Annotated in this window: 22 protein-coding genes; 11 read left to right on the top strand and 11 right to left on the bottom strand. The window is 35.4% G+C overall.

Translation table 11 applies throughout. The annotated features are described in order from the left end of the window. Positions 1-65 precede the first annotated feature (65 nt). Positions 66-1,094, bottom strand: a complete 1,029-nt coding sequence (locus ACTYA4_RS04595; protein WP_445505556.1) for a zinc-binding alcohol dehydrogenase family protein — start codon at positions 1,092-1,094, stop codon at positions 66-68. Positions 1,095-1,233: 139 nt separating this feature from the next. Between ACTYA4_RS04595 and ACTYA4_RS04590 the strand changes: the two genes are divergently transcribed. Further along, positions 1,234-2,130, top strand: coding sequence for a LysR family transcriptional regulator (locus tag ACTYA4_RS04590; protein WP_445505555.1), 897 nt, complete (start codon positions 1,234-1,236; stop codon positions 2,128-2,130). Between the two features lie 208 nt (positions 2,131-2,338). Here ACTYA4_RS04590 and ACTYA4_RS04585 read toward each other — a convergent pair whose 3' ends face one another. Together ACTYA4_RS04585 and ACTYA4_RS04580 are read right to left on the bottom strand one after the other, a co-directional pair. Next, positions 2,339-2,734, bottom strand: coding sequence for a cupin domain-containing protein (locus ACTYA4_RS04585; protein ID WP_445505554.1), 396 nt, complete (start codon positions 2,732-2,734; stop codon positions 2,339-2,341). 19 nt (positions 2,735-2,753) lie between these two features. Then, positions 2,754-3,074, bottom strand: coding sequence for a carboxymuconolactone decarboxylase family protein (locus tag ACTYA4_RS04580; protein ID WP_445505553.1), 321 nt, complete (start codon positions 3,072-3,074; stop codon positions 2,754-2,756). A gap of 161 nt (positions 3,075-3,235) precedes the next feature. Between ACTYA4_RS04580 and ACTYA4_RS04575 the strand changes: the two genes are divergently transcribed. The 4 genes from ACTYA4_RS04575 (at position 3,236) to ACTYA4_RS04560 (ending at position 7,347) form a co-directional block, all read left to right on the top strand. Beyond that, positions 3,236-3,640 carry a MerR family transcriptional regulator gene (locus ACTYA4_RS04575; protein WP_445505552.1) on the top strand — a complete coding sequence of 135 codons (405 nt, stop codon included), beginning with the start codon at positions 3,236-3,238 and terminating at the stop codon, positions 3,638-3,640. Positions 3,641-3,676: 36 nt separating this feature from the next. Beyond that, complete coding sequence (locus ACTYA4_RS04570; RefSeq protein WP_445505551.1) at positions 3,677-4,879, top strand: MFS transporter; 1,203 nt, start codon at positions 3,677-3,679, stop codon at positions 4,877-4,879. A 96-nt stretch (positions 4,880-4,975) separates the two neighbouring features. Next, entirely contained in the window at positions 4,976-5,137 is a 162-nt protein-coding gene (locus tag ACTYA4_RS04565; protein ID WP_445505550.1) for a hypothetical protein, read from the top strand. A gap of 521 nt (positions 5,138-5,658) precedes the next feature. Then, positions 5,659-7,347, top strand: coding sequence for a glycoside hydrolase family 13 protein (locus ACTYA4_RS04560; protein ID WP_443480420.1), 1,689 nt, complete (start codon positions 5,659-5,661; stop codon positions 7,345-7,347). Positions 7,348-7,570: 223 nt separating this feature from the next. Here ACTYA4_RS04560 and ACTYA4_RS04555 read toward each other — a convergent pair whose 3' ends face one another. Beyond that, the gene (locus ACTYA4_RS04555; RefSeq protein ID WP_445505549.1) at positions 7,571-7,999 is read right to left on the bottom strand and encodes an Rrf2 family transcriptional regulator; all 429 of its coding nucleotides are present in this window, start codon (positions 7,997-7,999) and stop codon (positions 7,571-7,573) included. Positions 8,000-8,204: 205 nt separating this feature from the next. Between ACTYA4_RS04555 and ACTYA4_RS04550 the strand changes: the two genes are divergently transcribed. Both ACTYA4_RS04550 and ACTYA4_RS04545 read left to right on the top strand, forming a co-directional pair. Continuing rightward, entirely contained in the window at positions 8,205-8,846 is a 642-nt protein-coding gene (locus ACTYA4_RS04550; protein WP_443480418.1) for an NAD(P)-dependent oxidoreductase, read from the top strand. Between the two features lie 913 nt (positions 8,847-9,759). After that, positions 9,760-11,031, top strand: coding sequence for a cation:dicarboxylate symporter family transporter (locus ACTYA4_RS04545; RefSeq protein WP_445505548.1), 1,272 nt, complete (start codon positions 9,760-9,762; stop codon positions 11,029-11,031). Positions 11,032-11,239: 208 nt separating this feature from the next. On the opposite strand, the gene ACTYA4_RS04540 is transcribed toward ACTYA4_RS04545, so the two are convergent. Then, positions 11,240-12,103, bottom strand: coding sequence for a LysR family transcriptional regulator (locus ACTYA4_RS04540; protein WP_445505547.1), 864 nt, complete (start codon positions 12,101-12,103; stop codon positions 11,240-11,242). 214 nt (positions 12,104-12,317) lie between these two features. On the opposite strand from ACTYA4_RS04540, the gene ACTYA4_RS04535 reads away from it, so the two are divergent. The 3 genes from ACTYA4_RS04535 (at position 12,318) to ACTYA4_RS04525 (ending at position 16,619) form a co-directional block, all read left to right on the top strand. Further along, positions 12,318-13,655: an MFS transporter gene (locus ACTYA4_RS04535; RefSeq protein ID WP_445505546.1), complete on the top strand. Its 1,338-nt coding sequence runs from the start codon at positions 12,318-12,320 to the stop codon at positions 13,653-13,655. 331 nt (positions 13,656-13,986) lie between these two features. After that, a complete protein-coding gene (locus ACTYA4_RS04530; RefSeq protein ID WP_445505545.1) occupies positions 13,987-15,144 on the top strand; it encodes an MFS transporter in 1,158 nt (385 codons plus the stop codon). A gap of 221 nt (positions 15,145-15,365) precedes the next feature. Further along, complete coding sequence (locus tag ACTYA4_RS04525; protein WP_445505544.1) at positions 15,366-16,619, top strand: pyridoxal phosphate-dependent aminotransferase; 1,254 nt, start codon at positions 15,366-15,368, stop codon at positions 16,617-16,619. Between the two features lie 674 nt (positions 16,620-17,293). Here the strand turns inward: ACTYA4_RS04525 and ACTYA4_RS04520 are convergent. Continuing rightward, positions 17,294-17,749: a MarR family winged helix-turn-helix transcriptional regulator gene (locus ACTYA4_RS04520; protein ID WP_445505543.1), complete on the bottom strand. Its 456-nt coding sequence runs from the start codon at positions 17,747-17,749 to the stop codon at positions 17,294-17,296. Positions 17,750-17,871: 122 nt separating this feature from the next. Between ACTYA4_RS04520 and ACTYA4_RS04515 the strand changes: the two genes are divergently transcribed. Next, on the top strand, positions 17,872-18,744 hold the full coding sequence (locus ACTYA4_RS04515) for an SDR family NAD(P)-dependent oxidoreductase (protein ID WP_445505542.1): 873 nt from the start codon (positions 17,872-17,874) through the stop codon (positions 18,742-18,744). A gap of 129 nt (positions 18,745-18,873) precedes the next feature. Here the strand turns inward: ACTYA4_RS04515 and ACTYA4_RS04510 are convergent, their stop codons facing one another. The 5 genes from ACTYA4_RS04510 to ACTYA4_RS04490 all read right to left on the bottom strand — a co-directional run bounded on the left by ACTYA4_RS04510 (position 18,874) and on the right by ACTYA4_RS04490 (position 23,287). Further along, entirely contained in the window at positions 18,874-20,019 is a 1,146-nt protein-coding gene (locus tag ACTYA4_RS04510) for a Glu/Leu/Phe/Val dehydrogenase dimerization domain-containing protein (protein ID WP_445505541.1), read from the bottom strand. A gap of 206 nt (positions 20,020-20,225) precedes the next feature. After that, complete coding sequence (locus ACTYA4_RS04505; protein WP_445505540.1) at positions 20,226-21,602, bottom strand: amino acid permease; 1,377 nt, start codon at positions 21,600-21,602, stop codon at positions 20,226-20,228. A 451-nt stretch (positions 21,603-22,053) separates the two neighbouring features. Continuing rightward, on the bottom strand, positions 22,054-22,668 hold the full coding sequence (locus ACTYA4_RS04500; protein ID WP_445505539.1) for a YitT family protein: 615 nt from the start codon (positions 22,666-22,668) through the stop codon (positions 22,054-22,056). A gap of 15 nt (positions 22,669-22,683) precedes the next feature. Beyond that, on the bottom strand, positions 22,684-22,830 hold the full coding sequence (locus ACTYA4_RS04495; protein WP_445505538.1) for a hypothetical protein: 147 nt from the start codon (positions 22,828-22,830) through the stop codon (positions 22,684-22,686). A 214-nt stretch (positions 22,831-23,044) separates the two neighbouring features. Continuing rightward, positions 23,045-23,287: a type 2 periplasmic-binding domain-containing protein gene (locus tag ACTYA4_RS04490; RefSeq protein WP_445505537.1), complete on the bottom strand. Its 243-nt coding sequence runs from the start codon at positions 23,285-23,287 to the stop codon at positions 23,045-23,047. Positions 23,288-23,291 lie beyond the last annotated feature (4 nt).

The following is a 23,291-nucleotide window of genomic DNA, read 5'->3' as shown; positions in this document are numbered from 1 at the left end:
AATTGAATAAGGAAATCTTCTATTAGTTGAATTACAAGATTTAAATCGTTATTTTTTACTAGGTCTTAAAATTTTTGAAGAACGATTTTTCCAATCGTCTTCCTTGATTCAATCATTTTATGAGCAAGTCTGAGATTTTCAGCATTAATTGGCTCATAACAATAAGTCATGGTCGTTTTAAGTTTCTTAGCATCTATCCATTCGGATACTTGATTCAACAAGTGATGCTGTTGAATCATATCAGATGTTTGGTACATAGACTTTGTAAACATACTGTGTAAAAATAGCGTCACGCTCTTTTTGCGGAGCATGGTCGCATCGAATGGTTGGTTGGCGTCAGCAATCCAAGCCATTTTGCCTTGAGGCATGATGATTTCCTCCATCTCTTTCAAATACGGATCTGGCGCACTCAGGCAAAAGATATAATCAACAGAGTCAAATCCCAACTCATTTAATTGAGGGGTTAAAGGTTCATTATGGTTGATTGTAGCAACTGCTCCTTGTTCTTTTACCCATTTTGATGTCTCTTCTCTCGAAGCAGTACCGATAACGGTCAACCCGACCAACCGAGCTAATTGGACAGCAATTGATCCAACACCACCTGCAGCTCCAATAATCAAAATTGACTTGTTTTTATTCAATTTATTGTCCTCAGGAATCGACAAACGCTCAAATAATATTTCCCATGCCGTGATGCTTGTCAAAGGAAGTGATGCAGCCTCGGCAAAAGTCACCGTTTTTGGTTTTATTCCGACTATTCTTTCATCAACTAGATGATATTCGCTGTATCCGCCTGGTCTAACCATGCTGCCTGAATAGTAAACTTCGTCACCAGGTTTATACAGTGTGCAATCCGTTCCAATTTCTTGTACGATACCTGCCACATCCCAGCCCAGGATACGTGGATCTGTTTCAGCTATATCTTTAGGAGAGCGAACTTTAGTGTCCACTGGATTGACCGAGATTGCCATTACTTTCACCAGTAAATCGCGTCCGGTTGGTTCAGGCTTGGGTATGTTCACATCTAGTAAGCTTTCCGGATTGTCGACAGGGAGATAGCGATAAAGTCCAACAGCTTTCATTGTATTGGTCATTGAAATCATTCCTTTCCTGAGTTGCAAATGTTGTATTACAAAAAAATGATAACAGTTGACTTATTCATACGTCCAATTTATTATAATTATCAAAATCATTCATTACAGTAATGGATTGTAAAAGAGAGGAGTTCTTTAAATGGAGTGGAATCAACTCGAATATTTTCAAACGCTAGCGCGGATACAACATTTTACTCAGGCTGCAAAAATACTTCATATTACCCAACCTGCTCTTAGCCGTTCCATTGCAAAGCTTGAAGAAGAGTTGGGAGTTCCACTTTTCGAACGCCAAGGTCGAAAGGTTTGTCTTAATCGGTATGGGAAGATGTTTCTGAAACGAATAGAGGTGGCAATTACAGAGGTTGAAAAAGGAAAGCAGGAATTGTTAGAAGAACTAAATCCAAATTCCGGCACCGTTTCGTTAGCTTTTTTGCATATTACTGGAACTCAATTGGTACCTACAATACTAAGAGAGTTTGGCAAGAAATACCCTAACATCCAATTTGAACTTTCTCAATTTTCAAACGATGTAGCGATGCAAAAACTAGAGCAAGGAAAGTGTGACTTTTTCATAACCTCTTCTGTCGTTTTAAAGGAAGGGATACGGAAACTAGATTTACTGACGGAAGAATTATTTGTTGCCGTTCCAACCGGACATCATTTATCGCAAAATAAGGAAATCGAACTTTATCAAATTATGGATGAACCCTTTATAGGTATTAAACCCAATTGTGGTTTGCGAGATACTTTGGACCTTTTTTTTCAAAAAATGGGGTTTACTCCAAAAATTAAGTTCGAAGGTGAGGAGGTCATTACTGTTGCCGGACTCGTATCGGCAGGACTTGGTGTCTCGATACTTCCAGCTACTCCTGCACTACAAATGGACGGCATTTCGTGGCTGAAGCTTAAGGAGCCGAGGTGTTCCAGAAACATCGGCATTGCTTGGAGTGAAAATCACTATATGCCACCGTCCGCACAGCTTTTCAGGAAATTTATTATCGAACAGTACGCAGATAAAACTGTTAAGATGTCGTAAATTAGGAAATGAATAAAAAATGAAAAGAAATCCATCTTTTTAATAATCATTGAAAAGGATGGATTTCTTTTTACATAATCTTCTTCTCAAGATCTTATTTTTATAGAAAAGAAACTCCACGTTGATTTTTTCTTGTACTACATAAATTGGCTCTCTAAACCTCGGGGTGATTCCACGGCAACGAAAATGCCGAGCGAATGAGTTGCTTTTATAATTTATTAAACCATTCATCATCAACAGGTTCTAACCAATTCGTTTCTCCTGGCGTAATTGCTAAATGCACAAACCAACTGTCTTTTGTCGCACCATGCCAATGTTTTACATGCGGAGGAATATTCACTACATCTCCAGTTTTGAGCAATTGTGCTGGTTTTCCTTCTTCTTGATACCAACCCTCACCACCTGTAACTAACAAAACTTGCCCAATTTTATGAGAGTGCCAGTTATTGCGAGCTCCAGGAGCAAAGGTTACATTCCCGATAGGTGCATTGAGTGGTGTCGCATCAGTAAACACCATTTGTAAGTAGGCGTCCCCGATAAAGTTTGCTTCCACTTTTTCTCCTAGTGGAAAGATGGTGCTATTGCTTAATTCTTCATTTGTCATATTTAATCCCTACTTTCTTTTAATCTTTATAGATTTCTTTTGCGATATTAAAGGCTGACCAAGCTTTTGGCCATCCTGCATAAAACGAAAGATGCGTAATGATTTCCGCAATTTCCTCTTTCGTTATCCCATTCGCCGTCGCTTTTTTTAGATGTGGAGTCAATTGTTCAAAGTTTCCGCCAGCGATTAACGCAGAAACTGTAATCATGCTGCGATCACGTGGAGATAGTTCTTTCTCTCTTGCCCATACTTCACCAAATAAGACATCATCGTTAAGTTCAGCAAATTTTGGCGCGAACTCTCCTAAAATATCTCGTCCCGCTGTTTGTTTTTCCGCCATTCTTCAGTCACTCCCTCATCTAATTTTTTATTCGCTACATGATGAAGTATAGACCTTAAAGTGTACTTTAAAGCAAGCGATAACATGTTGAAAAAGTTCCTTGACTTAAAGCTAACTTTAAATGGTAGATTCAAAGTATAAAAGTTAGCGAGGTGAAGAAAATGAATATTGCACAAGTGGCAAGACAGTTTAACCTAACGTCAGCAACGCTCAGATATTACGAACGCGTTGGTCTGATTCCACCGGTAAACCGAAAAGAAAGTGGCATTCGTGATTACGATGAAGATGATATGAAATGGATAGAGTTTGTAAAATGTATGCGTAATGCTGGATTAACGATTGAAGCGTTAATTGAGTATACGACTTTATTTATAGGGGGAGACAGTACCTTAGAGGCTCGCAAAAATATCCTCGTTGACGAAAGAGAGCGGCTGGTAGAGAAAAGGAAAGAAATCGACGAAACAATAAAAAAATTAGATGGAAAAATTGAGGACTATGCTGGCAAATTGTTTGCAAAAGAGACAGAACTCAAAAGAATGAATAAAACGGAAAATATTCATGAATAAGCATTAATCACTAAATAAAGGAGTAGGATATTTTTCATGCGTATTGAGAATGTAAAATTATATTCTTTGTTGTCAGCTGCGTTGTTAATCTCATCAGGTCCAGCTATTGCCGCAAACATTCCAGCAATCACGAAGGAATTTTCAACTATAGATCCAACACATGTAGGACTGCTAACAACCATTCCTTCCCTATTTGTTGTTCTTGGTATTTTAATTGGGAATCGGTTAGAACTATGGATTGGAAAGAAAAAAACAATATTGATTGGGTTAGGACTTGTCTTCTTTTCAGGGATATTTCCTGCACTGAAGCATGATATCTTCTCGTTATTGTTTCTTTCACGTTGTATATTTGGTTTAGGTATCGGTTTTTTTAATCGCTTAATTATTCAAATGATCAGTGATTTGTTCAAAAACGATCTAGGTAAACGAGCAAAAGCAATTGGAATGGAAAGTTCCTTTGAAGGATTAGGCGGCATTTGTCTTACGCTTTTGGTGGGTCAGTTGTTGAAAATCAGCTGGCATACTTCGTTTTTCGTTTATGCTCTAGCACTCCCCATTTTTTTAGCCTTCTTTTTCTTTGTTCCGGACGACAAGAAGCAAATAGGAAAGAGAAAAGTAGAACAAAAAATAGCGATATTAGATAGTTCAAACGATAGAAGCGTCTATGGCTTGATAATTAGTTATGGAACTTTGTTATTTGTAATTGTAACGATTTTTATTAATTATAATATCCAAATTACCCCTCTGATTCTTGAAAAAAATATTGGCACTGCAACAAATGGCAGCAATATGATTGCTTTTATTGGATTAGGAGCATTTATTGCTGGTTTTGCATTTGGAAAAGTTTTTCAATTATTAAAGGATTATATAATGCCTGTATCCATTCTATTGCTTGGAATTTTTATGTATGTAACTACTATTTCAGAAAGGATCTTACTAACAACATTTTCTTCAATGGTCATTGGCTTTTCTTTTCGGTGTATCATGCCGTATCTACTTCATACATTTACGCAGCAAATTGCCAAAATGGCGACACTTGGAACCACAGTGGTGCTGGTTTCTTATAACATAGGAGCCACACTTTCCCCTTATGAGGGTGCTTTGTTTTCGCAATTATTGGATGTCCATGCTGTTCAGTCATTGATTTTTGCAAATTCTATCTTCCTTTTATTGATTTCTATCATTAGTTTGGGCGTTGTTTTTATAAAGAGGAAAATGAACAAAGCTCAAAGTGTTTAGATAGAAGAAATAAAAAATTATGCTCCTATCGTTTGACTTGAAGTTAACTTTTAGTTGTAAAGTGGATTTGTAACAGGAATAAAAGAGAAATTAATCATGTCAAATATTGAAGGGAAAGTTGTCATTATTATGGGGGCATCAAGTGAGATTGCGCAAAACATGGATATTTTAAATCGTAAAATTGAATTCCATGGAGATCAGTTAAAAGGAAATACATACAAATTCGTTCTTTATCCAAATGAAGAAGAGAATTCATAATACAAGCGTTTGAGGTGAGAGAGACTTTTCTATAAATTCTCCTCACCTTTTTGTTTGACTTAAAGCCAACTTTAAGTTGTAAGCATGATTCTAGAGACTATAAAAAAATACTGGAGCTAGTGAGAGTGATAAATTAAATAGCAAAATTGTCTATGTTTTTAATCATATCATTTATGTTCAATTTAAGGGTAATATTATAAGATGTAATCAGATAAGTAATATGTTGTTTGTAGAGGATTGGAATATTTTTTCAATGGGAATTGATTTATTTCTCAGGAACAATACATCATTTATTTTTATTATTTTTATAGATATGGAATCGTACTAAATAGATATCGATAATTAGAGTTTGTCCAAAAGGATGACCCGAGAAACTAATATTATCCCCTTATAGTAGATAGGGAATTGAATGAAGATAGTGGATATAAAGGTTTAATAGACCTTTAAATATTAAAACGCGCAAACGATTGCGGTTGTGATGGTTTAGGTTAGTTTAATAATAGAGACTGAGGAGATTTTTTATGAAAAAGATATGGTGGAAAGAAGCAGTAGCATATCAAATTTATCCACGAAGTTTTATGGATTCGAATGGTGACGGTATTGGAGATATACAAGGGATTATATCCAAGCTGGACTATATAAAGGAGCTTGGTATAGATGTAATCTGGATTTGTCCGATATTCTCTTCACCTAATGATGATAACGGTTATGACATTAGTGATTATCAGGGGATTATGAGTGATTTTGGAACGATGAGTGATTTTGATGAACTTCTTGAAGAAGTTCATCGCCGAGGAATGAAGCTCATACTTGATCTTGTTATTAATCATACTTCTGATGAGCATCCTTGGTTTATTGAATCACGTTCTTCAAAGGATAGTCCATATAGAGACTATTATATTTGGAAAAACGGAAGAAAAGGAAGGAAAGCCAAGAAGAAAAAAGGGAAAGAGCCAAATAACTGGGAATCTATTTTTAGCGGTTCAGCTTGGGAATATGACCCAGATACAAAGGAATATTTTATGCATATATTCTCGCGCAAGCAGCCGGATTTAAACTGGGAAAACCCTAAGGTTCGCAGCGATTTATATGGGATGGTTAATTGGTGGTTAGATAAAGGAATCGACGGTTTCCGTGTTGATGCCATTTCTCATATTAAAAAGGTTCCAGGGTTCCCAGATTTACCAAACCCTAAAAAATTAAAGTATGTACCATCATTTAAGGGCCATATGAATCGTGAAGGTATTCATGCATTTCTTGATGAGCTTAAGCGTGAAACCTTTGATAAATATGACATTATGACGGTTGGCGAAGCAAATGGAGTAAGTGCTGATGGAGCAGAAACTTGGGTTGGAGAAGAAAAAGGCGCCTTTAATATGATTTTCCAATTTGAGCATCTTTCTCTTTGGGGAAGAAGCGTAGATGGTGGAATTGATATTCATGCTTTGAAAAAAACACTGACAAAATGGCAAAAAGCATTGGATGGTATGGGCTGGAATGCATTATTTTTAGAAAATCATGATCAGCCGCGTTCGGTTTCTACTTGGGGGAATGAAGACTACCGAAATGAGTCAGCAAAAGCTCTTGCAACAATGTATTTTCTCATGCAAGGAACGCCATTTATTTATCAAGGTCAGGAAATAGGAATGACAAATGTCCAGTTCCCGTCCATTGATGATTATAATGATGTGGCGATTAAAAACATGTATAAGTTTGAAAGAGAAAATGGGAAATCTCATTTAGAAATTATGGAGATTATTTGGAAGAATGGAAGGGATAATTCTAGAACACCGATGCAGTGGTCATCTGAAGCAAATGGGGGCTTTACAACAGGCACGCCATGGTTAAAGATGAATCCTAATTATCAAGAAATCAATGTGCAGGAATCAAAGGAAAATTCCGATTCCATCTACCATTATTATAGAAAACTCATTCAATTAAGAAAGGATCATGATGTTCTCATTTACGGCAGCTACGATCTTATTTTAGAAGAGCATGATCATATTTATGCATATACAAGAACGTTAAATGGAGAAAAAGTGGTTGTGTTCGTTAACCTATTCCAAACGACGACTAGCTTCCGTTTGCCAGATGATTTAAAGGGTAAAACGAAGGAATTACTTTTAAGTAACTACCGAGACGATCTTGAGGAAAACGGAGATACGATTACATTTAAACCGTTTGAAGCAAGGGTATATCAATTAATTTAATACAAGCTAAAAAAGGCTTCTATGTTGCTTCCATAGAAGCCTTTCAGATTGTAGAGAAAGTAATATTTTCTCTACATTTTTTTGTTTTTAGGATTTTTCCAATTATCTTATTAGATTAAAAAATATTAGCATTTTTTTTACGGAGTGTTCCCTTAATGAACTGACGCTGCAGGTTAGTTTTACAACAATAAAAGACATTATCAAGCATGTCTTTTATAGCATACTATATATTTTTATTCGTAATATCCTTCACCACATCCTCTAGGGTTACATTCCCTAACACCTTCTCCATAGCCGATTGAGCAGCTATAAATAATGGTTCTATTGTTTGCTGGATACTCTTGCCTACGGGACATTCTGGATTTGGATTCTGATGTACGCTAAATAACTCTTTATCCTGGACAACATTTACTGCTTTATAAACGTCAAGCAATGTAATATCAGATAGTTCTCTTGCTGCAATAGCTCCTGCAATACCTGGATGTACCTCAATTAAACCTGCTTTTTTAAGCATTCCCATAATCTTTCTTATCAAGGCTGGATTCGTGTTTACGCTTGAAGCTAAAAATTCTGAAGAGTTTGTTCCCTTTTTATTTATTTCAATTAGAGCTAATATGTGAATTCCTACCGCAAATCGGCTGCTGATGGACACCTTAAATCACCTTTCTTATTTATTCTAAACTGAGTAATTCAATATTTATATCATGTAATTATATTGGTTACAAGTTTATTATACCTTAAAAGATAAACATAATAAAAAAATTTTATTTGTTGACTGGAATAAAACCTGTAACTATAATAATTACATGTAACCTGTTTGGTTACATATAAATTGGTTAATATAGGAGGATTATAAGATGAAAATTGGAATTATTGGTGCAAGTGGTAAGGCAGGAAGCCTTATTCTAAAAGAAGCTGTGGAAAGAGAACACGAAGTTACTGCTATTGTTAGAGATGCAACTAAAGTACAAAACAAACAGGTTGCAGTAGTAGAAAAAAATATTTTTAATTTAAAATCACAAGATGTTGAACAGTTTGATGTAGTAGTAAATGCATTCAGTGCTGCTTCAGGACAAGAACATCAGCATGTTGAAGCAGGTAAAGTATTAATCGAAGCATTAAAAGGTACTCTAAATACAAGATTGATCGTCGTTGGGGGAGCAGGAAGTCTTTTTGTAGATGAGGCAAAAACAGTTCGAGTAATGGAAACCCCTGATTTCCCTAAAGCTTACCTTCCAACAGCTACTAACATGAGTAAAAATTTAGAAGAACTGCAAACTATAAGCGGGATCCAATGGACTTATATTAGTCCAGCAGGATTTTTTGATTCTGAAGGTAAACGTACTGGTTCTTACCAAAAAGGCGGAGATCAATTAATCTTGAATTCAAAAGGTGAAAGCTATATTAGCTATGCGGATTACGCAATTGCGGTTTTAGATGAAATTGAAAATATACAACACAAAAACAAACGTTTTTCAGTCGTTGGAGAAGTAGAGTAAGGATGTTAGAACGATTAAAAATACAAAATACCATTAGTTTTTACGCTAATGGTATTTTATAACAATGATTGCTGGGTGGTATCTGTCATTCATTTTATTCTATTTTTAAATAATTGAAGTATTATGCTCCAGTAATGAAATTAGTAAACACAACATATTACTTAACTGTTACCATAAATCTTGAAGTGAGGTGTTTTATGTATACATACCTGATTGCATTAGTCCTCATTACTCTTTTAATACTTCTTATCCCTTTTATTGCCTTCCATAAAATAAGCAATAGGAAAAGTAGAAAGCAGTTTGCAATATTCTTCTTTTGCTACTTGATTTGCGCTGCCCCTATGTTATATGTCGTCATTGACGATACAATTAAGCAATACGAAGATGCCAATATTGGCTTGGGTATTGGATTCTTTCTAACCTGGTTTCTGACTGCATGTGTGTATTTAGTTTTATTCCTATTTTTAATCATTAAATTTAAGAATAGAGTTAAATGATACACATTATGCCTCACATCCAGTTGCCGGGTAGTTAGTTGCAAAGAGTGATCGAACGTGCAAAATAAAACCAAAGGAGATTATCCAATAGCCTAAATTGCTGGATAGATGCAAGAGAACGAAAAAATCCATTTACTATTCATCGCTTATATCCAGATTTACTGTTTACTCAACTACGTCGATTATAAGTATTGAAGACTCCGTTTTTAGTTTTTTGTATATAGTTGTAGTTTTTTCTTGCTTTTTGATAAGTTTTATGATAATTATGTGAATTGCATTTACCAAGTTTTGAAATTAGTGTATCCTTTGTCCATGGACTTGTCGATTGAGCTTGAACATCGCGAGTAGTTAGAATAGTCAAACATATTAATGCGATGAGAGTTTGTAAAATTGCAAATGGTAAGGGGTTTTCATTAATGAAAAAGTTTGGATTGGCTACACAAATATTTATCGGGCTCTTACTAGGAATTACGGTAGGTGCATTATTTTATGGAAATGACACCGCTATGGCTGTTCTACAACCAATTGGTGATATTTTTATTCATTTAGTGAAGATGGTGGTTATTCCTATTGTTGTGTCAGCACTTATTGTATCAATAGCAGGTGTAGGGGATATCAAAACATTAGGAAAATTAGGCGGTCGGACCATTTTATATTTTGAAATTGTCACGACTATTGCTTTGGTTATTGGTCTGCTGGCTGCAAATATATTTCATCCAGGTACTGGTATTGATAAAAGCAACTTGGAAAAAAGCAATATTTCTACATATGAAGCAACAGCGAAAACAGCAGAAAGCGGCAATATTGCAGATAAATTTGTTCATATCGTGCCATCAAATGTTTTTCAATCGTTAGCGGAAGGAGATATACTGGCAGTTGTCTTTTTTTCTGTTTTATTTGGTGTAGGTGTTGCTGTAATTGGCGAAAAAGGCAAGCCGGTTTTACAATTCTTTGACGGTGTTTTAGACGCTATGTTTTGGGTGACAAATTTAGTGATGAAATTTAGTCCATTTGGCGTATTTGCGTTAATTGGTGTGAATGTTGCCAAGTTTGGTATTGCTTCATTAATTCCACTTGTGAAGCTAGTGGCGGTGATTTATGGAACGCTCCTATTCTTTGTATTTGTTGTATTAGGAATTATTGCGAAAATGTCGGGTACAAGTATTTTTGTACTGATAAAAGTTTTAAAAGACGAAGTCATTTTAGCCTTTACAACAGCAAGTTCTGAAGCGGTTTTACCAAAAATTATGGATAAAATGGAGAAGTTTGGCTGTCCAAAAGCAATTACTTCTTTTGTTATTCCGACAGGTTATACGTTTAACCTAGATGGGTCTGCCATTTATCAGGCGATTGCCGCGCTTTTTATTGCGCAAATGTATGGAGTTCATTTGTCCATTCCAGAGCAAATTACGCTTTTACTTGTGTTAATGTTAACCTCTAAAGGAATGGCTGGAGTTGCAGGTGCCTCTTTTGTTGTGGTATTAACAACACTCGGCTCCATGGGCCTCCCGATAGAAGGAATGGCATTTATTGCAGGAATTGACCGAATTTTAGATATGCTTCGTACATCTGTGAATGTACTGGGGAACGCATTGGCTGCCATCGTTATGTCCAAATGGGAAGGTGTGTTTGATAAAGAAAAAGCAAAGAGGTACATTGATTTTATCAAACGATCTAAAGCAGCGTGAATTTTTTTCAATATGATATCGATTATACAATGGGGCTGTCCAATAAGTCGATTTCGGCTATTGGATACCCCTTTTTATATTCAAGAATGCTGATATATCAACATTCTTTGTTTCTTGGTTTTCTAATAGGATTTTCCCCTTTTGGGACAGCCCCACCAGACTTTTAGAACGATAATTCTAAGCAAAAATAGTAAGAACACAATATTATCTATATTTCTAAATTATCTAAAAAGTGTTTCGTTACAGAGGAAAGGTATTGATTTTTCTTCCAAATGATTGCTGTTCCTGTAATTAACGCTGGCTCATTAATTTCTATATATTTTAAATTGGTACTTGAGATCAGCCCGATCCAGTCTTTTGGTACAATTGCTACACCCATTCCTTTATCTGCCCATAATAAAATTGTTTTTGTATCATCAATTGTACCGAGTATAGTAGGTTCAAATCCAGACTGCCTGCATGCCTCCACTATCATTTTTTCGTACCTTCGGTGTATTAATAAGGGCTTATCAATGAGTGATTTTAAGCTTATATGTTGTTGTTCCTCCTCAAAAAAGTTTTTCCTAGTTGCTGCTATCATTGGCTCAGAGGGCAACAGTATAGACTCATAATGATCCGCATTGAAAGGTGTTCGAATAATGCCAATTTCGATAATCCCCTTATTTAATAATTCTAATATTTCAATTGTATGACATTCTCTTAAATGGAATTTAACTCCAGGATATTTTTGGTGGTATTTATATACCTGCTCAGGCAAAAGGGAACCTGCTGCAGAAGCGATGGTGCCAATTGATAATGTTCCTTGAAGCCCTTCATTAAAATCCTTTAATTCTTTCATTGTTATGTCCATTAGTTCTAATATTTGCCTTGCTCGATGCTGCAGCATTTTACCAGCATCTGTTGTTTGGATTTTTCGAGTACTGCGTTCCACCAATTTAACTCCAACCTCATCTTCAAGAAGCTTTAGCTGCTTGCTAAGATGGGGTTGAGCAATGTGCAATTTTTGTGCTGCCTTCGTTATATTTCCCTCTTCTACAATCCCCAGAAAATAGGTGAGCTGCTTAATGTCCATTCGAATTTTCACCTCTTTATTTATACATAAATAGATATAAATACAATAGCTTTTAGATATTTTAAATATGTAATTATTTTTGTTACGATGATAATGGAAATTGGAAAGATAGTCAATGCTGGGTCAGAAATTATATATAGAGGAGAGTATATATATAGCTTTGAAAAACACAGACATGATACAAAAATAAATAGAACAAGAAGAAGGTGAAACAATGGCTCAAACGATTGAAAGTAAAAAGACCAATCGCATTGCAGGAAATATTTTTAAAGGATCGATTGGAAATTTAATTGAATGGTATGACTGGTATGTTTACTCTGCTTTTGCCGTGTATTTTTCAACAGAGTTTTTTCCAAAAGGGGACCAAACAAGTCAACTGCTTAATACGGCAGCAATTTTCGCAATAGGCTTTTTAATGCGGCCCATAGGAAGCCTTTTGATGGGGCGTTTCGCTGATCGTCATGGACGCCGTGCAGCGTTGACACTATCTATCACTGTTATGGCTGGAGGGTCTCTTATTATTGCCATTACCCCGAGTTATAACAGTATTGGTATAATGGCTCCTATTATTCTTGTCCTTGCTCGTTTGCTACAAGGGTTGTCATTAGGAGGGGAGTATGGGACTTCGGCAACTTACTTGTCCGAGATGGCAAACAAAGGTCGCCGTGGCTTCTATTCGAGCTTCCAGTACGTCACACTTGTTGGTGGACAGATGGTTGCATTAGGTGTACAAATCATCCTTCAGCAGCTGCTGAGTGAGGAAGATATGATATCTTGGGGCTGGCGTATTCCTTTTGTCATCGGAGCATTAGGGGCGTTGGCTGTGTTGTGGCTGCGCCGAACGATGGACGAATCGGAGCAGTTCTCCAAAATGAATGCGGAAAGCAAGAAGAACGCTGGAACCATTCGAGCACTGATGAAACACCCAAAAGCAGTGTTTACAGTTGTCGGACTAACGCTGGGAGGTACTGTAGCTTTTTATATCTTCACAACGTATTTACAAAAGTTCATGATAAATACGGTTGGTCTTCCAAAAGAGGTTGTTACTTGGATTAATTTTATTGCCTTATTTATATTTGTCATTCTTCAACCTTTGGCTGGTATATTGTCTGACCGAATTGGACGCCGTCCGCTATTAATGTATTTCGGAATTTTTGGAACATTGCTGACAGTGCCAATCTTCTTGATCATGACGCAAGTTAAGAGTCCAATCGCTGCGTTTTTACTCATGATGGCAGGTCTGATCATCGTTACTGGCTACACTTCTATTAACGCGATTGTAAAAGCTGAGCTTTTTCCAACGGAGATTCGCGCACTTGGTGTGGGGTTCCCTTATGGACTTACTGTTGCGGTGTTTGGAGGGACAGCAGAGTTAATTGCGTTATGGTTTAAGAGTATGAATGTTGAGTATTTTTTCTTTTTCTACGTAGCTGCCTGCGTTGCAATAAGTTTTATTACTTACTGGCGGATGGGTGAGACTTCAAAGAAATCTCACATAGACGCTGAAGAAAATAAGTTAGCTAGCAGCGAATCCATTTCAAGGCACTCCTAAATATAGTGAGTACTTAGAAAAACAAAACGCTGAACTTGCCCATTGTGAGATTTGAAAATTATATTTAAGAATAAGATAGTTGATTCATTTAGGCTGTTTTCTCAAAGTTTGTTGTTTTTTCATAAAAAAACATTTGAAAAAGTGTTTCTTAGCAGCCTGCATACACGTAGACTCCTGTGGGAATGCGAGAAAGACGAGACTTAAGCAGAGCGTATGCGACGAGAAGGCTCGACGCTCGCTAAACGGACGAAGTGTATTCAGGCTGCGAGTTTAAAATCAACAATCTATACTAAAACAGCCTTAATTTAAAATTAAGAAGGGGTCCTTTTTCATGAGGCTGTTCATTATTTTTCTTTCTGTTACAAATGCTTTTATTATTATCTACGGTCCACAGCCAATTCTTCCATTATTTATGAAGGAATTTGGTGTATCGATGTCAACAGCTAGTTTATCTATTTCGTTAACCATCATTGGTATTGTATTTTCATCCTTATTTTTAGCCGCATTTTCAGATAAATGGGATCGAAAAAAAGTGGTATTAATCTCAAATATTCTTCTTATCATTCCGAATGCCGCCTTAATCTTTACCCATTCGTTTTTTTGGCTCTTAGTGTTTAGATTTTTTCAAGGAACCTTAATTACTGGTGTTACAACGATTTTAATGACATATGCTTCTGAAGAATTTCCGAAGAAAAATAAAGGGATGGTACTGGCTACATATGTTAGTGCAACATTACTAGGCGGACTTCTTGGAAGAGTATTATGTGGATTTATGACGGAACACTTTAATTGGGAATCGTTCTTTTTCATTACAACAATCATGACGACTTTAATCAGTCTATTAATCTATTTTTGTTTATCAGATTCTACAAACCAAGTAAAAACGGGCAAGCAGAATTTTATGGATCATTTTAAAAATCTTCCCTTGCTTTCGACTTTTTTTATTGGTTTTTCTCATTTTTTCTCTTTTGTAGGATTATTTAACTATTTGCCTTTTTATGCTAGTCAAGATCCGTTTAACTATTCTGTCACACAAACATCGCTTCTATATCTTACGTATATCTGGGGAATTGCATCTTCTCTTATCACAGGAATGGTGTCCAATCGATTTGGCAGAAGAGGAACAATCGCATTTGGGCATCTTGTTGGAGCATCGGGAATTTTGATCACCTTAATCCCATCTCCTTATACGCTTATTATTGGTGCCTCTATATTAGTTTTAGGCCAGTTTTGTTCTCAATCATCTGTTACAGCTTATATAACGGATGTTGTAAGTCATTCAAAAGGAGCTGCCACTTCTTTATACCAATGTTTCTTCTACTTGGGAGGAAGCTTAGGAGCATGGCTTCCTGGTATTTTATGGAGGCATTTTGATTGGTCTGGAGTCGTTTTTTCTAGCGTCAGTTTTATTTTATTGGCGTTATGCAGCAATTATTTTCTTGGTGGAAAAAGGAGTTCTGCTCCCTTACAACATAAGGTGCATATTTAAATTTTATTCATCAAGAAGAGTTTTGTAGTTTGTTTTTTATCCTTATGAAGGTTGGAGCAGCTTCGATAGCGCCGCCTTTATTAGATTAGAATCTGCCTTTTTTCATGCTAGATGGTGAAGACAAGGGACAAAGCATCATGTGAGTTTAGTATGTTCATAATGAAAGTTTAAAAAAGGAAAATACTATTTTGCCATAAAAACAAAGGGAGGCTGTTAAATCAATGGAAACGAGAGTTGCAACACATGCCAAAGGAAAAGTTTATGTAGATAAGCTTTTTGGTACAGGAATGGCTGCTAAGAAAGCAACCGCTCAGTATGGAAGAGAAAATGTAATTGATGCTTCAATGGGAGCTATTACAGATGATCAAGGAACTTTAATTTGTCTGCCCACAGTGGAAGAACAATTTCGGATCATGCCGGTGCAGGAGATGATCAGCTATAGCCCAGTAGGAGGGTTGCCTGACTTTTTGGAGGCTGCCGTTAAACATACTTTCGGTGAATCGAGACCGGATGCTTATGTACGTGCAGTTGCCAGCGCAGGTGGAGCTGGTGCTATTTCAAATGTTATTTGGAACTACTCAAATGTTGGGGATACCATAATAACACATGATTGGTACTGGACCCCATATAGTACGATATGTAAAGAGACTGGACGATATTTGGAGACTTTCTCTTTATTAGACGAGGAAATGAAGTTTAATCTACATTCGTTTTCAAGCAAGGTCAAGAATCTTTTAGCGAAACAGGATTATTTAGTGATTATATTAAATTCACCAAATCATAATCCAACAGGATATAGTATTTCCGATAGTGAATGGGATGAAATAAAAGATCTGTTATTGGAAGAAGCAAAAGACTCAACAAAAACGATTACTTTGCTAATCGATATTGCATATATTGATTTTACTAAAGACCCGGTCAGTGCCCGCTCATTTATGCAAAAATTTGGAGGACTTCCTTCTAATATAGTTGTAACATTTGCCTTTAGCATGTCCAAAGGGTTTACTGTATACGGACAGCGGACGGGCGCGTTGATTGGGGTATCATCGGATAAGGATGTAATTGAAGAGTTTGAAAATGCTATTCTCGTAACCAGCCGTGCAAGGTGGTCAAATGTAAATCGAGGGTGTATGAAGATACTTGCTAATATTTATAGCGATCAAGCTTTGTTGAAAAAAGTAAATGCTGAGCGCCAAGAATACAATGCTTTAATTGCTAAGCGGGCTGATGTCTTTATTAAAGAGGCGAACCAGGTTGGATTAAAAATATTACCATATCATGCCGGTTTCTTTATTACCATTCCATGCGAAAAACCGGAGGCTGTGAGCGACTTATTAATTGCTGAAAAGATATATGTTGCATCTCTTTCGAAAGGGATTCGTGTAGCAGCTTGCTCTGTATCAGCTGCACAGATGGAGGGACTTGCAGCTAAAATTCAACATGCAATAGTACGTGCAAATACTGTGAAATGCTAGAGTTAACATAAAATACGGGAAACGGAACATATTGGAAACGTTGGTTGCGTGGATAGATAATAGAGTCGTTTATATATTTGACTGTACTATGATTATTAGAGGATATTTAGTTCAATATAAGAGCTATTATCCTCTTTTTTAATAAATATTAGAATTATAATTTAGTACCATCCGAGGATAGTTCATAATTTCTTAATTTTTCTTCTATCAGGGATAGAACGACTTTTTAAGTTTGTGGATTCGCAATTAATTTTAATTCTTTTTAAATTCATTTGAATAAAAGCTATTTCTGTTAATTCCTTAACAGACTCTAGCATATACCTTTACAGCTATATTTTGTATGTATCCAATACCCGATTTTGCTTTTTGATACGTTCCAATTTATGTCTTCAAAATTTGCCATTCTAATAAAATCTTTGTTTCTTTTGTGAAATATAAGAAAATAAAAACGCTCCCTCTTATAAAATTTAGCATGGGCTTCTCTAAGAGCTAATTCAGTTTCTTCAACGGTTGGAATAGTTCGAAAGCAAGAAAAACAGGGCCTTAACTCTTTATATGACTCATTGATTGCTTCATGTACAACCTTATTCCTCTCCTGATAATTTTGGTGCTCGAGTATAAGTCTCTCTATTTCTAATCGAACTAGTAGACCTATTAAATTAGGATTTATCAAATCAATCCTTGTTTTTCTGAATAGAAAGATTTTTAAGCATCTCAATATAGTTTTTCAATTCAGTATTAGTTAAACCTGAAATAGTTTCATAAAAGATAGACTCTTTTTCTTTTAGTGCTTTTATAGTTTTTTCACGACCAATTGTGGTCAATGACAACAGTACACCACGACGATCTGTTGGGTGACGTTCACTCTTAACATAACCTCGATTTTTCAGTTGACCAATAAGTCTACTTACAGAGCTGCGATCCATGGCGGTTGATTCAGCTAAAGTGCTTGCATTAGCAGGACCATGTGAGTATAACCAACGAACAATCAAAAAAGCTGCAGGCTGTAATGTTTCGTCAAATATAGATGCAGTTCTAACATTAAGTGCATGCGCTTCGCTAATCAACGCATTGAGTTGTTGACCTAAATTTAGTTCAAGTTCTTCTCTAAGATCAGAATGATTACTCATAGTTCTCTCCTTCTCCATAAAAAAATATAATTGACATATATCAATCAATCGAATATGGTTGATATATATCAACCATATTTCATTTAGTTAATATATGTCAAGTTTATTGGAGGGTTTTAATAATGTCTAAATATCCTATTGTTGTAATTACCGGAGCTACCAGTGGTATAGGTCAGATTGCAGCGGTTGAAATTGCAAAACGAGGTGCGAAACTAGTGATGACTGCTCGTAATGAAGAGCGAGCAAAGACAACTGAAAAATTGATTAAAGAAGCTTCGCCAGATACTGAGGTTGATTTCTATTATGGTGATCTGTCCTTAATGAAAGATACGCGTCGGATTGGTCTCGAGATAAAAGAAAACTATTCAAAGGTTGATGTACTTATAAATAATGCAGGGCTTCACGGTTTTGAACAACGAATTACATCTGAAGGTTTCGCTGAGATGATAGCAGTAAACTACCTAACGCCCTGGCTGCTTACAGATTTATTAAAGGAATCTTTAGTGAACGCAGAAAATGGAAAAATTATTAATGTTGCTTCAGAATCATCTCGTAATCATGGAAAACTTAGATTGCCAGATAATTTAACTAACACATCTCCTTTTACTATAAAAGGCTCATCTGAAATTTATGGTAAAACAAAACTCTTAAATATTATGTTTACTTATGAGCTTTCACGTCAGTTTTCTAATACCAAAGTCACTGCCAACGCTCTGAATCCTGGTTTCAATAATACTGGTTTAGGAAGAGATCTTCGTATTTCTACAGTTTTAGGGAAAATATTGAAACTTTTTAACATCGGTAATCCCAAAAGGGGCGCTGACCTCATCGTTCGTTTAGCAACTGATCCCAAATTTGAAAATATTACAGGTAGATATTATACTGTCGGAACAGATGCTGAAATTGATCCAGTATATCCTGGAAATGATATGTTTATGCAGCAAAGTTTGTGGAAAGTTACAGAAGAATTACTATTAGAGTACACAAAAAAATGATGTTATTATCAAGAAAGAATTTTTAGAGGAACGAATCAAATCTCCCCTTGCTGAACAAGGGGAGATTTGATTCGTTTTTATTTTCTTAAATCCTTTGATATATGGATTAAAATTTATATTTAAATGTGATTAATGGCGTATCTGCCACTTCTGACGTTTATTCGGGGAGAAGAAGCTATCTCTTTTCATTCTTACATTCAATCTTTTTTCACACATAAGGTTTGCTGCTTCTAAACTTGTAATATTTTCGTCTTTTGATTGTTTTAGAATTTCAAGAATAGAACTATAAATAGTTTTCGTTTTACTTAATACTCGACTTTTATTAGGTCCATATAATTCATCTGCTACTTGAATAGCGCCACCACTATTTACAATATAATCAGGTGCGTATAGGATTCCTTTGTCTTTTAACACTTTAGCATGATTTTCATGAAGAAGCTGGTTATTTGCTGCACCCACGATTCCTTTTACTTTTAGTTGATCAATGGTTTGATCATTAATAATGCCTCCAACAGCACAAGGAACAAACATATCCGCATCCGTTCCATATATATCAGTATCCTTTACAGCGATTGCTTTTCCACCCATTTGTTTTGCTTTTTCTACTAATGTTTGTGCGACTTCTTCAGAAACATCTGTAACATATAAATCAGCACCATGCTTTAGCAAATGTTCCGCTACTTTAAAACCAACTTTACCTAATCCCTGAATAGCAAATCTTTTTCCCGTTAAATTTTCATGTCCCCATAATGAATGGGCAACTGCCTGAATACTATATAAAACACCAAGAGCAGTAGGTATTGATGTTTCACCGCCGCCCCCATATTCCTCTGGTAAACCAGCAATACATTTTGTTTCCTTATATGCATGAACAAAATCGTCTAAGAAGGTCCCCATGTCTGTTCCTGTATAGAATCGGCCATTTAGAGAATCAATAAATTGTCCATAAGCTCGGAATAATTCTGGAGTTTTATCCTTAGTTGGATCTCCGATAATTACACCTTTACCACCGCCAAAATCATTATCAGCTGCAGCATTTTTGTATGTCATCCCTTTTGATAATCGTAAAGCATCTTCTAAAGCTTCCTCAAATGTGAGATAAGGTTTCATTCTCGTACCACCTAATGCTGGACCTAGGGTAGTATCATGAATTGCAATGATAGCTTTCAATCCTGTAGTAGGATCATTGCAGAATAATACTTGTTCATGCTCTTGAATTTTTGTAAAGATGTCGAATGAACTTGTTGTTTGTATATTTGTTGTTTTTAAACTCATTTTATATTCCTCCAAAGAATTTATTGGCTTACCTGTAACAAACCCAAAAATATTTTAAATATTATTTCAACCTTGAATTTTTTTAATATTCAAGGTATATAAAATTAGATTAAAAGGTCTCAACTGATCAGCTATATACATATGTCACCATCCATTGATGTATCATTTATAGCTTCTTTAATAGATTTTACTAGCGTTAAAGAAGTCTATAAGACCTTCTTTTTTTCTACACTAACATTTGGTTCTTCCATCTTTTTAAATTTAAAGATGGAAATCACGACTAATACAGCTAAAACAGCGAGACTAGCAATAATACTTACTCTGTTCTGTTCATTTACCACAAATATGACAGAAATAATGCATAACGCTACTACTGTAAATGATGTAATATACGGAAAGCCCCACAATTTAAAGCTTGGATCTTTAGGATAGGATTTGCGAAGTTTTATCTGCGCTAAACAAACACTGATCCATACCAATGAAACGACAAAACCAGGAACCGCCATTAATAAGGTAAATACCTTATCCTGTGCAACAAAGGCAATTATAGATCCTCCGATTAATACAATGGCACTTAACATTAAACTGTACAATGGAACACCATTTTTTGATATATAAGAGAATGCTTTTGGAGCCTCCCCTCCTACTGCTAAAGAATGAAGCATCCGAGTACAACCGTATATACCAGAGTTAGCTGCCGATAAAACAGCTGTAACTAATATTAGGTTCATAATGTGAGCTGAGCCCTGAAGGCCGGCCATTGATAATACCTGAACAAACGGACTTGTCTGGTCGTTAAGTTCGTTCCAAGGAATCAAACCGCAGATCACAAGAATTGGCAACGTGTAAAATAAAACAATTCTCCAAATAAAACTTTTAATAACTTTAGGTAAAATACGTTCTGCATCTTTTACTTCTGTTACTGTTACTCCTATTAGTTCAGAGCCTCCATACGAAAACATTACTATTAATAGCGCTGAAAATATAGATATCCAGCCATTCGGGAAAAACCCTCCATGATCTGTAAAGTTTTGCAAATAGTGAGCCTCACCACTGGGGATAATTCCAAATAATATACTTGCTCCTAAGACAACAAATACTAAAATCATTGCGATTTTAAGACCAGCAAACCAAAATTCAAACTCTCCATAATTTTTAACATTCATCATGTTAATTCCAATGACTAAAGCTGCACAACATAAACTTAATATCCAGAGTGGAATAGATGGAATCCAATATTGCAAGAAACTTCCTGCTACGACTACCTCAATGACACATACGGCCAGCCACATAAAACAATACATCCAGCCTACAACGAAGGACACACGCTTACCGAATGCTTTCTGAACAAAACCTTTCATATTACTGTTTGGATAGACGATTGCCATTTCTGCTATAGCTCCCATGACAACAAGAAGTAATAATCCTGCGAATATATAAGTGAATATAACTCCTGGTCCTGCTAAAGATACAGTTTCAGCACTTCCCTTAAAAATACCGGTTCCAATTGCACCTCCCATAGCCATCAAGCTTATATGTCGCGGCAACAATTTCTTTTGCAATGAAGTATTATTTGGTCCCATAATTTTCCTCCTTGAATTCTATGAATATATATAACTAATTAGTGTCTCTAAAATATTTAAATATAGATTCTTTATATCTAGATAACTATTTGTAAGATCATCTTAAAAAATAGAGAAGAGTAAAGTTATTAAGTGAAACTTCATTCAGAACCCTATTGATGAAAAGTCGTTTGAAGGACTTTATGTAGTAGACTACAAATTTATTTGCGAACTCTTCAAATCGATGGGATTTGGTGGAATCAACTAGATATGTTCTTGAAGCAAAACTTACTTTATAATATCTGGTGGTTTGAAGAACGAGATTCCATGTTAATAAGGGGATCCCTTTAAAATTTCTGAAAAAAAATGTAAATTGTAGAATAATTAAATAAATATGCTTCTTGATTTGCCACTCCTTATAATTAAATTTGTCTAACTAACAAGGACTTCATTGCATTCGAACATAACTTAGCTAATTTGTTACATTTTTGTATTTTATTAAATTTACTTTTTCAGAACGATTAGTTGCAGCAATTCTAGTTTTATTATAGCTGATAATACTAGATGTAATCGCAATGGATAGAATGGAACAAAGGCCTTTTAGAAATCCAAAAAAATAAATTCCGGAAATGACAACAATAAAATCAAATAGAAAATTTATTTTGCCAGGATTCCAATTTAGCTTTTTTTGTAAAAATAAGGATAAAATATTAAATCCGCCAAGGGAAGAACCATTCAAAAATAGAATAGATAAACCAAATCCAATGATGACTCCTCCAATAATGGCTCCTGTTAAAGGAAAAATTGAAAAAGAAGGAATCCATTGATCAATACCAGTTATTAGAGAGAGAATGGTGACAGCTGAAATAGTAGATATCGTAAATTTCCAACCCATTCGTATAAAAGAAAAGATATAAAATGGGATATTAACGATAAAAAATAAAAAGGAAAAAGGCAAATGTATGAGATAGGACAGACTTAATGAAAGTCCAGCAGTTCCGCCCGTTACAAGATGGGAATGTCTTAAAATAAGGACCCCTACACTCACAACCAAGCAGCCTATCAATATATTTAATGTTTTCTTCATTTTTATGCTCCTTACTTATGAGTTGATCCAATAAAATTTTGCATTGGATGCTAATTTAATGATGCTTTCAAGTTCTAATTCTCGCTGAACTTCTTCAATAGGCTTTCCAGCAACATTTCTATGAATATTCTCAAGATTTTTCCTAGCTGTTATAGTTGTCATCTTTACAATTCCTCCGTTTAGTGAATTTAATTAATTATTTGTTCAATAATCTCACTATAAATAATAGAATACAAATGACTATTTTTATATAAAAAATAGAAGGATATATCCAATGTTTATTATCATATAGAATCGTTTTTTATCTTTTTTTATTCATTTTGAAATATATAATTCTACGAAAAAAAGCAGCACTCTATTAAAAGAGTACTGCCAGCTATATAAAGAAAACTTCATATAAAAATAGTAAACTAATCCATCCATTTTTCTCTAAGTCATTAAATGTACCTTGCAGCTTATGTTCTTCTACCCAAAGGTTTCCCCAATTTTTAAAAGCTAAGTCATCTCGATGCATTAAGTGACCTAAATCAAAAATACTGAATGGCTTATCTCTTAAAGCAGGATATAAACACTCGTCGCTTTTTTCATAATTTCTTGCTTCTACACTATCTGTAATCATGATG

The sequence above is a fragment of the Niallia yueguangensis genome, from assembly GCF_052663115.1.
This window is presented reverse-complemented; position numbering and strand designations above follow the sequence as displayed.

Bases quoted from the DNA above. Each gene is read 5' to 3' on its own strand.
- ACTYA4_RS04595 (WP_445505556.1), bottom strand. From the start codon at position 1,094: ATGACCAATACAATGAAAGCTGTTGGACTTTATCGCTATCTCCCTGTC.
- ACTYA4_RS04590 (WP_445505555.1), top strand. From the start codon at position 1,234: ATGGAGTGGAATCAACTCGAATATTTTCAAACGCTAGCGCGGATACAA.
- ACTYA4_RS04585 (WP_445505554.1), bottom strand. From the start codon at position 2,734: ATGACAAATGAAGAATTAAGCAATAGCACCATCTTTCCACTAGGAGAA.
- ACTYA4_RS04580 (WP_445505553.1), bottom strand. From the start codon at position 3,074: ATGGCGGAAAAACAAACAGCGGGACGAGATATTTTAGGAGAGTTCGCG.
- ACTYA4_RS04575 (WP_445505552.1), top strand. From the start codon at position 3,236: ATGAATATTGCACAAGTGGCAAGACAGTTTAACCTAACGTCAGCAACG.
- ACTYA4_RS04570 (WP_445505551.1), top strand. From the start codon at position 3,677: ATGCGTATTGAGAATGTAAAATTATATTCTTTGTTGTCAGCTGCGTTG.
- ACTYA4_RS04565 (WP_445505550.1), top strand. From the start codon at position 4,976: ATGTCAAATATTGAAGGGAAAGTTGTCATTATTATGGGGGCATCAAGT.
- ACTYA4_RS04560 (WP_443480420.1), top strand. From the start codon at position 5,659: ATGAAAAAGATATGGTGGAAAGAAGCAGTAGCATATCAAATTTATCCA.
- ACTYA4_RS04550 (WP_443480418.1), top strand. From the start codon at position 8,205: ATGAAAATTGGAATTATTGGTGCAAGTGGTAAGGCAGGAAGCCTTATT.
- ACTYA4_RS04545 (WP_445505548.1), top strand. From the start codon at position 9,760: ATGAAAAAGTTTGGATTGGCTACACAAATATTTATCGGGCTCTTACTA.
- ACTYA4_RS04540 (WP_445505547.1), bottom strand. From the start codon at position 12,103: ATGGACATTAAGCAGCTCACCTATTTTCTGGGGATTGTAGAAGAGGGA.
- ACTYA4_RS04535 (WP_445505546.1), top strand. From the start codon at position 12,318: ATGGCTCAAACGATTGAAAGTAAAAAGACCAATCGCATTGCAGGAAAT.
- ACTYA4_RS04530 (WP_445505545.1), top strand. From the start codon at position 13,987: ATGAGGCTGTTCATTATTTTTCTTTCTGTTACAAATGCTTTTATTATT.
- ACTYA4_RS04525 (WP_445505544.1), top strand. From the start codon at position 15,366: ATGGAAACGAGAGTTGCAACACATGCCAAAGGAAAAGTTTATGTAGAT.
- ACTYA4_RS04520 (WP_445505543.1), bottom strand. From the start codon at position 17,749: ATGAGTAATCATTCTGATCTTAGAGAAGAACTTGAACTAAATTTAGGT.
- ACTYA4_RS04515 (WP_445505542.1), top strand. From the start codon at position 17,872: ATGTCTAAATATCCTATTGTTGTAATTACCGGAGCTACCAGTGGTATA.
- ACTYA4_RS04510 (WP_445505541.1), bottom strand. From the start codon at position 20,019: ATGAGTTTAAAAACAACAAATATACAAACAACAAGTTCATTCGACATC.
- ACTYA4_RS04505 (WP_445505540.1), bottom strand. From the start codon at position 21,602: ATGGGACCAAATAATACTTCATTGCAAAAGAAATTGTTGCCGCGACAT.
- ACTYA4_RS04500 (WP_445505539.1), bottom strand. From the start codon at position 22,668: ATGAAGAAAACATTAAATATATTGATAGGCTGCTTGGTTGTGAGTGTA.
- ACTYA4_RS04495 (WP_445505538.1), bottom strand. From the start codon at position 22,830: ATGACAACTATAACAGCTAGGAAAAATCTTGAGAATATTCATAGAAAT.
- ACTYA4_RS04490 (WP_445505537.1), bottom strand. From the start codon at position 23,287: ATGATTACAGATAGTGTAGAAGCAAGAAATTATGAAAAAAGCGACGAG.